The 14,254-nt window shown below is 34.6% G+C and carries 14 protein-coding genes and 1 pseudogene; 4 read left to right on the plus strand and 11 right to left on the minus strand.

Annotated elements, in window-relative coordinates; all coding sequences use genetic code 11:
• The 8 genes and pseudogenes from VFS71_RS05165 to VFS71_RS05200 form a co-directional block, all read right to left on the minus strand.
• A pseudogene (locus VFS71_RS05165) lies at positions 1-263 on the minus strand (pyridoxal phosphate-dependent aminotransferase family protein); the annotation flags it as partial.
• Between the two features lie 21 nt (positions 264-284).
• Entirely contained in the window at positions 285-1,301 is a 1,017-nt protein-coding gene (locus tag VFS71_RS05170) for a dipeptide epimerase (protein WP_326399782.1), read from the minus strand.
• Between the two features lie 136 nt (positions 1,302-1,437).
• The gene (locus VFS71_RS05175; RefSeq protein ID WP_326399783.1) at positions 1,438-1,815 is read right to left on the minus strand and encodes a PH domain-containing protein; all 378 of its coding nucleotides are present in this window, start codon (positions 1,813-1,815) and stop codon (positions 1,438-1,440) included.
• Positions 1,816-2,183: 368 nt separating this feature from the next.
• Positions 2,184-2,792, minus strand: coding sequence for a GNAT family N-acetyltransferase (locus VFS71_RS05180; RefSeq protein ID WP_326399784.1), 609 nt, complete (start codon positions 2,790-2,792; stop codon positions 2,184-2,186).
• A gap of 60 nt (positions 2,793-2,852) precedes the next feature.
• Positions 2,853-3,353 carry a GNAT family protein gene (locus VFS71_RS05185; RefSeq protein ID WP_326399785.1) on the minus strand — a complete coding sequence of 167 codons (501 nt, stop codon included), beginning with the start codon at positions 3,351-3,353 and terminating at the stop codon, positions 2,853-2,855.
• 198 nt (positions 3,354-3,551) lie between these two features.
• Positions 3,552-4,304, minus strand: a complete 753-nt coding sequence (locus VFS71_RS05190; protein ID WP_326399787.1) for an SDR family NAD(P)-dependent oxidoreductase — start codon at positions 4,302-4,304, stop codon at positions 3,552-3,554.
• 179 nt (positions 4,305-4,483) lie between these two features.
• Complete coding sequence (locus tag VFS71_RS05195) at positions 4,484-4,879, minus strand: lysozyme inhibitor LprI family protein (RefSeq protein WP_326399789.1); 396 nt, start codon at positions 4,877-4,879, stop codon at positions 4,484-4,486.
• Between the two features lie 173 nt (positions 4,880-5,052).
• On the minus strand, positions 5,053-5,553 hold the full coding sequence (locus VFS71_RS05200) for a hypothetical protein (RefSeq protein ID WP_326399791.1): 501 nt from the start codon (positions 5,551-5,553) through the stop codon (positions 5,053-5,055).
• 226 nt (positions 5,554-5,779) lie between these two features.
• Here VFS71_RS05200 and VFS71_RS05205 point away from each other — a divergent pair, with 226 nt between their 5' ends.
• The 4 genes from VFS71_RS05205 to VFS71_RS05220 all read left to right on the plus strand — a co-directional run bounded on the left by VFS71_RS05205 (position 5,780) and on the right by VFS71_RS05220 (position 9,188).
• Positions 5,780-5,962 carry a hypothetical protein gene (locus VFS71_RS05205; RefSeq protein WP_326399792.1) on the plus strand — a complete coding sequence of 61 codons (183 nt, stop codon included), beginning with the start codon at positions 5,780-5,782 and terminating at the stop codon, positions 5,960-5,962.
• On the plus strand, positions 5,949-6,437 hold the full coding sequence (locus VFS71_RS05210; protein WP_326399793.1) for a YdeI/OmpD-associated family protein: 489 nt from the start codon (positions 5,949-5,951) through the stop codon (positions 6,435-6,437). The genes VFS71_RS05205 and VFS71_RS05210 overlap by 14 nt, the downstream gene beginning before the upstream one ends.
• 133 nt (positions 6,438-6,570) lie before the next feature.
• A complete protein-coding gene (locus VFS71_RS05215; RefSeq protein ID WP_326399795.1) occupies positions 6,571-7,548 on the plus strand; it encodes a Gfo/Idh/MocA family oxidoreductase in 978 nt (325 codons plus the stop codon).
• 104 nt (positions 7,549-7,652) lie between these two features.
• Complete coding sequence (locus VFS71_RS05220; RefSeq protein WP_326399796.1) at positions 7,653-9,188, plus strand: YifB family Mg chelatase-like AAA ATPase; 1,536 nt, start codon at positions 7,653-7,655, stop codon at positions 9,186-9,188.
• A 220-nt stretch (positions 9,189-9,408) separates the two neighbouring features.
• Here the strand turns inward: VFS71_RS05220 and VFS71_RS05225 are convergent, their stop codons facing one another.
• From VFS71_RS05225 to VFS71_RS05235, 3 genes are all read right to left on the minus strand, one after another.
• The gene (locus VFS71_RS05225; RefSeq protein WP_326399797.1) at positions 9,409-10,695 is read right to left on the minus strand and encodes a DEAD/DEAH box helicase; all 1,287 of its coding nucleotides are present in this window, start codon (positions 10,693-10,695) and stop codon (positions 9,409-9,411) included.
• A 184-nt stretch (positions 10,696-10,879) separates the two neighbouring features.
• Entirely contained in the window at positions 10,880-11,740 is an 861-nt protein-coding gene (gene ypfJ, locus VFS71_RS05230; protein ID WP_326399799.1) for a KPN_02809 family neutral zinc metallopeptidase, read from the minus strand.
• 78 nt (positions 11,741-11,818) lie between these two features.
• A partial coding sequence (locus VFS71_RS05235) for an ATP-binding protein (protein WP_326399800.1) occupies positions 11,819-14,254 on the minus strand: 2,436 nt, incomplete at its 5' end.

Here is a 14,254-nt window from a genome sequence, read left to right on the forward strand (position 1 = left end):
GCCAACATCCCAGAGGAAATTGTAACAGCAGCCTCGGTTCCTATTTGTCTGGCCAGTAAATCTTCTGCAGTTTTGTAAATCTCCAACTGGATGTTTGCCGAACGGGAACTTCCATAACTCGTTCCCCATTTTTGAAAACTAGCCAACAGTATATTTTGAAACTCGGGTAGGGTAGTAACGCCCAAATAATTGGTGCCACCAAAGTACAGAAACTCTTCTCCGTTCTTGTAAAATACTCTATTTGGAATCTCTTTTACCTGCATTAGTTTATGCTATTATAGTTGTTATCGGGTTATTAAACTAGCGCCAATTCCGTTGGAATCTGCATAATGAATAATCCCGTCAGTAATCGTAACGCCAGTGGCAATATCTTCAGACAGTAATAAAGCACCATCCATGTCTACATAATCCAACTCCGGTAGTAAATGTGCGATAGCCGAAATACCAACCGTAGATTCCGTCATACAACCCACCATTGTTTTCATGCCATAGTGTTTGGCCTCGGCAATCATTCTTCTAGCTGGAGTAAGACCGCCACATTTCACTAGCTTTATATTTACCCCATGAAAATGGTTGTGACATTTAGCGACATCTTCTTCAATAATGCAACTTTCATCAGCAATAATAGGTAGCACAGAGTGTTTAAAAACCTCTTTGTGTGCCGCCCATTGGTCTGCTTTCATAGGCTGTTCCAAGAATTCGACCCCCAGTTTTTTTAGAGCAATTGCATTATTAATGGTTTCGGAAACCGTCCAGCCACAATTGGCATCAATACGGAAACGCGCATCGGTATGTTTACGCAATTCGGTAACAATGGCAATATCATCTTTGGTGCCTAGTTTGATTTTATAGATTGGCCAAGGCATTTCTTTCAGCTTCATCACCATTTTATCCAATTTGTCAATCCCAATCGTATAATCGGTTTTAGGATTGTGCAAAGGAGAATTCCCCCAAAGTTCGTATAGCTTTTTACCTTTTTTCTTGGCATACAAATCATTGTAAGCCATATCTAAAGCGCATAAGGCGAACATATCATTCTTCAATAAAGCCGAAGCTGCGTCCCAGAATTCCTCAGGAGTTTCGTCATTGTGCGATTCTATAAAAGGAATAATTGATTCCAAATTGGCTCTCATGCTATCCACCGTAATATTATAGTATGGATTTGAAGTAGCCTCACCAAAACCCGAAAATCCCTCACTTTGCAATTCCACAATCAATGTAGGCTGAATATCGTGCGACTCTCTCGAAATCGTAAAAGTGTGCTTAAGCTTGAGTTTAAAAGTGCGTATAATTATTTTCATAAGAGATGGGGTTTAAGAGAGTTAAAAAGAGTCAAGAAGAAAGAGTCAAGAAGAAAGATTTTTGGATTTTGGATTTCGAAATCGAATCCTTATTTTCTTTCATCTTGTTTCTTTTCTCTATTTCCTTAATCTAAAATTACTTTAATATATGTTGGCTAAGGATTTGATATATTTCATTGATATTATTTCCGCCTTTGCCAAATTGTTTAGAAATAGGAGCATCTTCCCCAGAAAGCCAAATTTTTAATTCGGCATCCATGTCTAGGATTCCGGCACTTTCTTTAGAGAATTTTTTAATAGAAGTATAGGGAATCGAAAGATAGTCCACCTTACTGCCTACCAATTGTTTTTCAACCAAAATCAGTCTTTTATTCGTGAAAACAAACATATCCTTGATTACTTTGTATCCTTTCTCGATCGTTTCGCCTGCTATCATTAAAGGTTCAAATTCCTTCGAAAGATTTTCAAGATTCACTTCCGATGCATTGCCCAGAATGGCATTAAATAGTCCCATGGTATTTTTTTTAAAATATTTGATTCAAATTTAAAGAATTTACTTGTTTGAGCATTACAATTTACCACAAAATCATAAATCCTAATTGCTTCTACAGTTTACCAAAGTTCGTTTACTTCGTCAATTCGTAAAAAGCTCGTTTGGGCGTAATCCCCGCTAGAGAAAAGGGCTAGTTACTTTGTTGTCATTGCCCTTTTCTCTAGCGGCGGTCGGGCTATCCGCACTACTTCGGTAGCTAGCTTCAAATGAAATTCACTGAACTCCGATGAAAATAAATACATAGTGAAGTAATCCCTTATGCGAGTATATAAGATCTTTAGTAGAAATGAGGGATTTTGATTTTTAAGATGAAAAAATCAATTTGAAAATTATTGTTCTGTATAATAACGAACCATAGGCCTGTTTTTAGAAGTCCTGTCCACAATTGTAAAACCGGCACGGTCAAAAGATTTATAGAGACCAATCCAGGCAAATGCGTCGGGAAGTTTTTCTTGTGTGGGAGTGGTTGGATATGCTTCAATGATTTCTATTTTTTCATGTTGTGCATACTTGATAACTGCCTTTAAAAGTTCGACTGAAACACCTTGTCTCCTGAAATTTTTGTCAATAAAAAAGCAAGGGATTGACCAAACAGCTTTGTTGTCAATTCGTTTGTGAACTCTTGAGTTTTCAAGTTTTAAGAAATCTTCGCGTGGAGCAAATGCGCACCAAGCAATTGGCTGCCCTTCATAAAATCCTAGAATACCAGTTGGTTTATCGCTCCAAATAAGTTCTTTCATAGCAGTTTTGTTACCATCATTTATTTTCCCTTCGTCAAAGTCACTTTTTTTGAGTCTGAATGACATACACCAGCAGTTACCACAGGCTCCCTTGTTACCAAAAAGCTGAACAAATTTTCCCCAATTGTCTTTTGACAATGGTTCAAAAGTCAGTTGATCTAAAAAATCTTGGTCTATGGGTTGGTTTGTTTTCGTCATCAGTATTTTATTTTGATTTGAATTGTTGTAAATCCGTGTTATTCTTCACGAGATAAAATGTTATGTATTCTTACTTAATTCATATTCAATTTCACTATCATCCAAATCTGCTATTTTAATAAAGTTAAGGTTCTCAAGAAGTTTTATTGCTTTCTCGTTTTGCTTAGTTGTTATTGCCCAAACTCGTTTTAGTCCAATATTGTTTATCCCAAAGTCTATGGCTGATAACATAGCGTCGGTCATAAAACCTTGCCCTTGGTATTGAGGTAATAAAACGCAACCGAGTTCCCCAGTTCCTTGATCAAGTCCACGATAGTAACCACAAGTCCCAATAATTTTATTTGTTAAATTGTCTGCAATACCCCAATGAATGGAATTCCCGTCAATATAGTCTTTGTTTATTTTAAGCTGCATTTCTGTTGCTTCTTGTAAAGTAGTTGCCTGAACAGCATCATAAAACGAAATTTCAATAAGGTCTTCAATGTCCGAAACCAGAATTTCTCGTAACGTGATTTTGTTGCCAGAGATAATTGGGAAAATGTCATATGGTGGTAGTTTCATTTTATTTGTCATTAGGTTTTTTAGTTGCTTATTTTCTGCTAAACGTAAATACGAATTAAAAAGAGAACTCCTAAAATACTCCATTTTGCATAAAAACGAAAGCTCGTTAAAAAACTATTTAAACGGGCTTTTTTTTTAGTGTCTTTCTAAAAATTTAATTTTCAAGAGGCTACCATTATCACTATAAGATTATTACTTTTATTTTTTGTAAATTGTTGTCGGTGCAGATTGAGATTTAGAATATATTGTTGCATCGGCAATGGTAACTCTATCAGGAGCGTTGACCGCATAAAATATAAAATCTGCTATATCATCTGCCAATAATGGATCGTAGCCTTCATAAACTTTTTTAGCTTTTTCAGTATCTCCTTTAAATCTAACTTCTGAAAATTCTGTTGCAACTGCGCCTGGTGCGATGTTAGTAATTTTAATTCCATGTTCGGTTAAGTCAAGTCTCATCCCTTCGCTTATTGCTTCTACTGCTTTTTTTGAAGCGCAATAAACTGCCCCATTTGCATAGGTTTGTTTCCCCGCAATTGAGCTCAAATTTATGATATGGCCTTTTTTTCTTTCAACCATTTGTGGAATTATTGCTCTCGAAACATATAATAATCCTTTTACGTTTCCATCAATCATTGCGTCCCAATCTTCAATTTCTCCATTATTGATCGAAGAAAGTCCGTGAGCATTACCTGCGCTATTTACCAGTACATCAATGTTTTTCCATTCATTTGGTAAAGAATTAAGTTGAAGATCAACATCTTTTCTACTGCGAACATCAAATATCAAACTATGAATTTTCACAGTACTTGATAATAAATTTTTCAACTCTTCCAGTTTCTCTGAACGGCGTCCACAAACGATTAAATTATATCCGTTTTGAGCTAATTTAATTGCTGTAGCTTTTCCTATTCCTGAAGTTGCACCTGTTATTAAAGCAATTTTTGTCATTTTTTTATTTCTATTTTATGTTTTTTGTAAAAGATGTTACGTATCGTTCTGGTACTACAGCGGGTTTGGGACTAAATTAAGCCCTATTTTCGGATTTGCCAAGTCATTCCAAATACAAAACCAACTTTCCATTAAACCCATTGCCCAAATCCGTTGTAGTAGCTGTTATAAGCAGGTTTTTATTTCATTTTCACTGAGCCAGAGCAACTATCTCCTTCTTCAATTCCCGTGAGCCAAATTTTTAGCTCTTTGGTTCGTTTTTTTGTCAATCCTTCTAGATAATTATACCAACATACAGGTTGAATGCTTCCATAATAGCCAGGTTCTCTGTCAGGATATTTCATTTTCATTTCAGCATCACGAAATTTTATCCAAATATTTTGGGAGGCTTTTAAGTTTTTTATAAAAGTAGTGTCAGATTTATATTCTTTTAAAATCTTAGTGTATGTAGAGTTCAATTCTTTATCTGCCTTTTGATAATTTGCTCCCGCTTCAGTATTCATTTCCAATTGAGTTTGAGCAAAACTAAAGTTTGTTAATAGACATAAAAATAGTAGAATTATAAAATTTCTCATTTTGATTTAATTTTGTTTCGTGATGTTAAACTTGCTTATAACGTCCCGCAGCTACACTAGGTTTGGGGAAAAGTAAGCCTTAATTTTCGGTTAAAGACTTAACTTTCAAATACAAAACCAAGTTTCAGCTGATGACTAAAACTCAAATCTCGTGTAACTGCTGTTGTGTGTAGTTATTTATTTAATTTGTATAGATTTTCTAAAAAAATTATCTTTTCATCTTCACTCCAATTATTAGAGTAAACAAGAAGATTTAAAAAATTATTTTTAGTCGAACCGAATAGAAATACATTATCGAGTTTCTTGTCATTATATTTCCAAATTATATATTCTAACTCAGTATTTTCTTTAATCTTATCCGTTTTGAACTTATTCTCTTTATAATAGTCAGAATCCCATGCGTAAAATAATTTTACGTTTTCATAATCTGATTCATTGTTTTTAAAAAAAGGATATGCTTTTTTGGGATTTTGAGCAACTGCTATAATTACTCCATCTTTATTCTTTAGGTAAGTTTGACCAGAGTCATCCATTTTATTTAATTGCTCCCAATTTCCTGGAATTATTACTTCCCCAGAATTTGTTTTTACTTTAGAGTAATCCTTAATGTCTTGGCAAAAAATAAAGTTTGGCAAGAAAAAAAACATTATTAACATCAATTTTAATCTATTCATATTTTTGGTTTTATAATTGCACACAACTCGTTTATTGGTCTGATAAAATCAGACCAATAAACCTTATTTGAGCTAGCTTGGTCTGATTTTCCTTCCTTTTTCAAATATAAGAAATAATAGTCGCAAACTTGCAAACAGGAATTTTGGTTGTTTTAAGTTTGAATAATTTCAGTTTTTAATTTGTATTTTCGTTTACGATAAATTACTTTAACTGAAAACGAAAAAGATGGATGAAGAAATAAAATCCGCATTGTTTAGAGTAGTCCCTTTTGTGATGATTTTATTTGGTTTGTTTATTGTAAACAAAAGAAAGAAAATTGACAGAGTTGTGGATTTAAGCTTGCAGAAACCTAATTTATTGCAACATTGGAACACTTTATTCTTTAAATATGTATATGGGAACAAATAAATTTTCTGCTGAAATTCAAATAATAGGGGTGAACCCATTTGTTTTTCTACCCGATACTGTTTTGGATTCTATTTTTAAGGAAGCCAATAAAGACAAAGGAAAAATTCCGGTCAAAATGAAAATTGATGGTCACGAATTTATCCAAACCTTAATAAAATACAGTGGACATTGGCGGTTGTACCTAAATACTCCCATGCGAAAAACAGCTAAGAAAGAAGTAGGTGATACTGCGAATTTTGAAATTGCTTTTGACCCAGAAGAAAGAGTGATTCCGATGCATCCCAAACTAATCAATGGATTAAGGGATAATCCAGAGGCACAAAGAATATTCGATAGTTTACGACCATCATTACAATTGGAAATCGTTCGGTACTTGTCCTTTCTCAAAACGGAGGAATCCATTGATAAGAATGTTTTGAGAGCCGTAAACTTTTTACTCGGAAAAGAAAGATTCATAGGGAGAGATAAGCCTTAAGTTTAACCGAAAAAAGCCTTTCGTCTCTAGTCTGCTTTTGGGAGTTTTGCAGTTAAATTTTTAGTCTTGCATTGCTAAAACAATTTGATTTTCTTTAAAACATTGTATTTAATTATTAAAAAGTAAGTCTCTAATGGGAAATAATATAAAAATAAAATGGGGAATTGTTGGTTTAGGAAAAATAGCCCAACAATTTGCCAGTGAATTGCAATTGGTAGAATCGGCTGAGCTTTGTGGGGTAGCTTCCCGAAATTTGGACAAAGCCAAAGATTTTGCCAATCGTTTCCAATGTCCAAAAGCATATGGTTCATATGAAGAGCTTTTTCAGGGCGAAAATATCGATATTCTTTATATTGCCACACCACACGATTCACATGCCGAACTAACAATCATGGCATTGCAAAATAATAAACATGTACTGTGCGAAAAGCCGATAGCCTTGAGTTATCAAGATGCTCTTCAGATGATTGAAACGGCAAGACAATACAACAAGTTTTTCATGGAAGCGTTCTGGACTCGTTTCAATCCTTCGGTGCGTGAAGCGTTGCTGCATGTTCAAAACGGATTAATAGGCGACGTGAAATACCTTAACGCCGATTTTGCTTTTGCAGTAGAAAATCTCGAAGGCAACAGAATGACTGATATAAAACTAGGTGGTGGTTCATTGATGGATGTTGGTGCTTATCCTTTGTTTTTGGCTTATTTGATGTTAGGAATTCCAAAAGAGATTGTCGCCAAGTCCAATTTTCATCCCACTGGTGCCGACTTGCAAACATCTATCATTTTACAATATGAAACTGCACAAGCGATATTGCACTCCAGTTTTTTATCTTCTTCTAATCTTAAAGCTACCATAAGTGGCACGCAAGGTCGAATTAATCTCAACTCTCCTTGGTATATGGCGGAATCCTATACTCTGATTCATGACGGTCATAAAGAAAAATTCAAAAGACCAACGCTTGGTAAAGGCTATACCTACGAAATTGAGGAATGTCATGCTTGTATCAGGGCAAATAAAATAGAAAGCGAACTTTGGTCCCATCAAAACAGTTTGGATCTTATTACAATTGTGGATAAAGTGAGAGAGCAAATAGGGTTGGTGTATTCGTAATTTTAAATACATCAAGACATAAAGTTGTTACATAAGTAAGAATTTGATTAAATATTTTTGGTTTGAAGTAAAATAGTATTTACATTTAATTAAAACTATTATATATGTTAATCAAAGTTTATGGAAGTGCCGTTTTTGGGGTTGAGGCAACTACAATCACCGTAGAGGTGAATATTGATAAAGGTGTAGGTTATCACTTGGTAGGTTTACCGGATAATGCCATAAAAGAAAGCAGTTACCGCATTGCTGCCGCCTTAAAAAATAATGGTTACAGTCTTCCGGTTAAAAAAATAACCATCAATATGGCTCCTGCCGATTTAAGGAAGGAAGGATCTGCCTATGATTTGACCCTTGCCATAGGAATTCTTGCCGCATCGGGACAAATCAAATCAGATGAAGTGGGCAAATACCTCATTATGGGGGAGCTTTCGCTCGACGGAAGTTTACAGCCTATAAAAGGGGGACTTCCTATTGCCATTAAAGCCAAAGAAGAAGGGTTTAAAGGTTTTTTTCTACCTAAACAAAACGTAAAAGAAGCTGCTATTGTTGCCGGTCTTGACGTTTACGGTGTGGAAAATGTATTGGAAGTTATTGATTTTTTTGAAGGAAAGGGAACACTTGCCCCTACGGTTATTAATACTCGTGATGAATTTTATAAAACCTTAGATTTTCCGGAATTTGATTTTTCCGAAGTACGCGGACAAGAATCCATAAAACGTTGTATGGAAATAGCTGCTGCGGGTGGACATAATATTATTTTGATTGGCCCTCCAGGATCCGGAAAAACGATGATTGCCAAACGACTGCCTAGTATTTTGCCTCCAATGACTTTGAAAGAAGCTTTGGAGACTACAAAAATTCACAGTGTAGCCGGAAAAGTAAAGGATGTGGGATTAATGAATCAGCGCCCATTTCGCAGTCCGCATCATACAGCTTCGAGTGTGGCGCTTGTGGGTGGGGGCAGTTATCCGCAACCCGGCGAAATTTCGTTGGCACACAATGGGGTTTTGTTTTTGGATGAATTACCCGAATTTAAGCGAGAAGTATTGGAAGTAATGCGACAACCATTGGAAGATAGGGAAGTAACCATTTCGAGAGCAAAATTTACGATAACATATCCCTCGTCATTTATGTTGGTGGCAAGTATGAATCCGAGTCCGAGCGGATTTTTTAATGATCCCGATTCTCCAAACACTTCATCTCCTCATGAAATGACCCGCTATTTGAGTAAAATTTCCGGTCCTTTATTGGATAGGATTGATATTCATATTGAAGTAACGCCGGTTCCTTTCGATAAATTAACCGAAAAAAGAAATGGGGAAAGTAGCGTAGAAATAAGAAAACGAGTTACTTCGGCTCGTGAAATCCAATCCAAAAGATTCGAAGAAATAGATCATATTCATTATAATGCGCAAATGAGTTCGAAACAAATACGCGAGCATTGCTCACTTGATGATGCTTCGTTACAACTGTTGAAAACCGCTATGGAAAGATTGAACCTTTCCGCCCGTGCTTTTGATAGAATTTTGAAAGTTTCTAGAACTATAGCCGATTTAGAAGGAGCAGATTTGGTTGGTTCTGGTCATATTTCGGAAGCCATTCAATACCGAAGTTTGGATCGTGATGGTTGGTTGGGTTAATGTAATTGGAATGATTTCGATTGTGATTTTTGATTTTTTGAAAAAATTTCAAAGAAATAAAAAACTTGAATTATAGCCCCGATTGCAGTGGAAATCCTCTCTCGTCTCGTCCCTGAAGACGAGACGAGAGAGATTGTAACGTAAAGCGGGACTTATTTTCAAAAGAGCCGAAAAACTTCTGCTCCCAAAAATTAATAAAAACTCAGGTTTTTAAATGAAATTATCTGTTAGAACGTCTGTCATTATTTTGATTTGGACGTCTTGGCCCAAAACTAGTACTGCTTCTGTTTGTAGTATCTGTTTTTGGCTTCTTAGGAGTTGAATTGCGTTGTTGTCTCCCTTGACCTTGTTTGATTGGTTCAGTTGATGCATTAGGGTCCGGTTCAAAACCTTTAATGTTTTCTTTAGGCAATTTTAAGCCAACTAATTTTTCTATATCTCGTAAAAAGGTGGTTTCGTCTGGACTAACTAATGAAATAGCTTCACCACTCGCTCCAGCTCTTCCAGTTCGACCAATTCGATGGACATAATCTTCGGGAATATTAGGCAATTCAAAATTAACAACATGCGGTAATAATGGGATGTCCAAACCTCGAGCTGCTATATCTGTAGCGACTAAAGCTGTTAGGCTTCCGTTTTTGAAACCAGCAAGTGCCTTGGTTCGTGCGCCTTGACCTTTATTGCCATGAATAGCTGCTGCTTTAATTCCGGAGCTAATCATACTTTCAGTTAGCTTGTTTGCTCCTTGTTTCGTTCGGGTAAACACCAATATCTGTTTCCAGTTGCCTTCGGAAATAAGTTTAATTATCAATTCTGTTTTTTTCTCTTTTGCAACAGGATATATTTTTTGAATAATGGCATCAACAGTTGTATTTTCGGGAGTGGCTTCAACTTGAACTGGATGGTGCAAAATACCCATTGCCAATTTCTTAATGTCTTTTGAAAAAGTTGCGGAAAATAGTAAGTTTTGTCTTTTTGGAGGCAACACTTTCATGACACGCTCAATGTCTCGTAAAAACCCCATGTCCAGCATACGGTCTGCTTCATCCAAAACCAAGATTTCTACTTTTGAAAGCGAAATTAAACCTTGATTTTGCAAATCGATTAATCGACCGGGAGTTGCGACAAGAATATCAACCCCTTGACGCAATTGACTTACTTGTGGGTTTTGGTTTACGCCACCAAAAATTACTGTACTGCGTAAATCTAAATATGTACTATATTCTTTTATATTGGCTAATATTTGAGCAGCCAGTTCTCTTGTTGGTGTTAAAATTAAAGCACGAATGGGTCTGTGGCTTAAGTGTTTTCCCTGCGATAATAATTGTAATATGGGTAGTGTAAATCCTGCTGTTTTTCCTGTTCCCGTCTGTGCAGATGCTAATACATCTTTACCTTCTAAAATAGGTGGAATTGCTTTTTGTTGTATTGGGGAAGGAGTTGTATATCCTTTTTTGCTGATGGCTTTTAATAAAGCATCAGATAATCCTAATGAATTGAATGACATAAATTGTGTTTATGAAGCAAACACTATTTATTTAGTTTACTCCTTTAAGTTGGTGCAAAGGTACTGCTAATTTTTTCTATCTGCCTTTGATTACCTTACTTGTTTACTTAAAGATAGAATGGATGTTGTTGAATCGTAGCTGTGATGTTACTAATTTTGAAAATAACATTGATTAAATTTCGATTTAATCCATCTCCGAAAAAGTATCTCCTTTTTTGATATCTCCGCTTTCAAAACCACGATTGAACCAATACATTCTTTGCTCGGAGGTGCCGTGGGTAAAGGAGTCAGGGACAACTTGGTCTTGCATTTTTTTCTGGATTGCATCATCACCTACCGCATTTGCAGCACTCAATGCTTCTTCAATATCACCCTCTTCGAGCATGGCATTTTTATTTTCGTTATAATGTGTCCAAAGCCCTGCATAAAAGTCTGCTTGCAATTCTAAAGCAACAGAAAGTTTATTGCCCTCCTTTTCGCTTTTGTTTTGTTGTAATTGATGCACTTTTCCAGAGGTTCCTAATAACGTTTGTATATGGTGTCCAAATTCATGAGCCATTACATATGCAACTGCAAAATCACCTCCTTTGGCTCCAAACTTGGTTCGAAGTTCTTCGAAGAAAGACATGTCCATATAAATAGTTCTGTCGCCGGGACAATAAAAAGGTCCAGAAGCCGAACTGGCTCCTCCGCAGGCTGTTTCAACCTGGCCACTAAAAAGAATAAGTTTTGGAGCTTCGAATGTCAGGTCATTTTCTTCAAAAATTTGGGTCCAAACATCTTCATTGTCCGCCAATAGCGTTTTGACAAATTCACCTTCTGTTTTTTCGGCTTCAGTTAAGGGCCTTGATTCTGTTTGTGTAGTTTGCGGTTGGTTAAATTGCTCCAAAATAGGTGTTATCATTTGGGCATTTTCACCACCAAAAGCATTTACAAGTAAAATAATAATTCCAATTATTCCTCCGCCAATAACGGTTTTGCCTCCAGTGGACATTCCTCTGCGATCTTCTACATTATCACTTTGTCTTCTGCCAATCCATTTCATATCTAGATAGTATTAGTTTTGTAAGAATATATTACTGCCATTCTCCATTTACTTAATGAATTTGGAATCATGACGATTTTATAATGCGTTGCTTTTAGCTTTTAGCCATTTTTCTAAAATATCTTCAAGCGTTTTCTTTACAATTGGTTTTGGTACATAATCATTCATACCCACTTCAATACATTTTTCTTTTTCACCCATAACGGTTCCAGCAGTAAGGGCAATAATAATGGTGTCTTTAAATTGCTTTATTTCTCGAATTTGTTTTGTGGCTTCATAGCCATTAACTAAAGGCATTTGAATATCCATTAAAACGATATCTGGAATAACTTCCAATGCTTTTACAAGTGCCTTTTCGCCATCAACAGATTCATAAATAGTACATTTTGGAATAATCTGTTTGACTAATGTTTTGGTCAGGAGCATATTGATTTTGTTATCTTCAACAATCAATATTTTTGGCTCTTCATTTTCTAAGGTTAATATACGATTTTCTGAGATATTTTTTTCTGTATGTACTGCTTTTTTTTGTTTTGATTTATTGCTGCTTTTTAGCTTTATATCAAAGAAAAAAGTACTTCCTATATTGAATTGACTGTTAATCTGTAATTTACTGTTCATCAATCCAAGCAATTGATTGGAAATAGTCAATCCTAATCCTGTTCCTCCAAATTTTTTGGTGGTAGAACTGTCTTCTTGTGAAAAGGCTTGAAAAATTATTTTTTGGTTGTTTTTTCGAATTCCAATTCCAGTATCTTTTACTGAAAAGCGCAATAAAGTTTGACTTTTTTGAATTTCTAATGGTGAAATGGTAAGATCAATTTTTCCTTTATGGGTAAATTTGACTGCATTGGTTAGTAGATTGATGAGTACTTGCTTTAAACGGATATAATCTACCCAAATGTATTTTGGTACATTTTCCTCGATAATGTAGTTTATTTCTAAATTTTTGGAATGGGCTTGATAATTGATTAGTTCTTTTATTTGAAGAATAATATCGTCGACACAGTATTTTTCTATATTGAGTTCTAGTTTTCCTGATTCAATTTTTGAAAAATCCAGTATGTCATTTACCACTTCCAATAAAATATTAGCTGATTGGTTAATGGTATTCATATACTGTTTTTGTGTGTTTTCCAGTTTCGAATTCATTAATAAATCTGTATAGCCAATGATTCCGTTTAAGGGAGTTCGTATTTCATGACTCATGTTGGCAAGAAATTCTGATTTCGCTTTATTCGCAGCTTCGGCTAATTCTTTTTCTTTGACAATGGATTCATTTTTCTTCTTTTCGGTAATATCAATTATAATACCCTCCAAGTAAGTAATTTCGCCATTTTTTATAATTGCATCTCCAAACTCTTCTACCCAAATTAAAGAACCATTTTTATGCATAATTCTATAAATAGCATGAAATGGTTTTTTCTCTTCAAGAGCAATCTTGTTTTCCAGCTCAACAATATGTAAATCTTCAGGAAATATTAAGTCTATTAAGTGTTTTTTATTATCTAAAAAAAGAGATTTTTCATAACCTGTCAATTTCTCTATTTCATCATTAAGATAGATTTTAGAGTATTTTTCATCAAAATTAGAAAGATAGACTGTTCCTGGAATATTATTAGCCAGTAATCGGAATCGCTCTTCACTTTCTTCAATAATGGCTTCGTTTATATTTCTTTCTATAGAGGATGAAATATTTTTCACCAATAAATTTAAGATGGAAATTTCATCGTTACTCCAAACGCGTTCCTTGGTAGAATCATCGAAAGCAAAAAAGCCCTCGAATTCATTTTTTATGAAAACAGGAAAAAATAACATAGAGTTTGGGTTTAAACTCTCTAAATATGATTTTACTTTTTCATTTTGAACTTTTTCCTTAATGCTTTCAAAAAATTGTTGAGGTGATAAATCTTTTATATTATTATCAAATTCAGAAAAGGAGAGATTCTGTAATTTAGGATGAACTTTTTCAAAATCTTGTAGCTCATTTGTCCACATGCATTTTTGGTCAAATAAATGAGTTTTTGGATCTTTCTTAAAATAGGAAATACGTTCGGATAGGGTTATTTTTCCTATCTCATTTATAATTCCCATAATGAGTTTACTAGTACTTTTTTGTAATAAAAATTGATTTGTATTTTTATTGATAACTAAAAGTAGTTCGCTTTTATAGGCAAGTCTTTGTTCTATTTCCAAGCGCATTTGAGAAGTTAATGCGATTACAATTAAATCAGAAATAGATTTGGCAAAATTAATATCTTCATTGTCCCAATTTTTTATATTTTCTGTGGATTCATAAGAAAGAATCCCTTTTAATTCTCCGTCAATAAAAATAGGAGTATCAAGTGTTGAAAATACGTTATTAGTATTTACATAATTACTTTTTATTTCATTATTGATAGCATAAGATATAATATCGGATTGAACAACTTGAAGTTTACTTTCAATTTTTTCGAAATAATCTAAATTTTCATTTCTATAAAATTGAAGCCCGCTTTCTATTGTGTTTGTTTT

The organism is Flavobacterium sp. (assembly GCF_035760125.1).
GTDB lineage: Bacteria > Bacteroidota > Bacteroidia > Flavobacteriales > Flavobacteriaceae > Flavobacterium.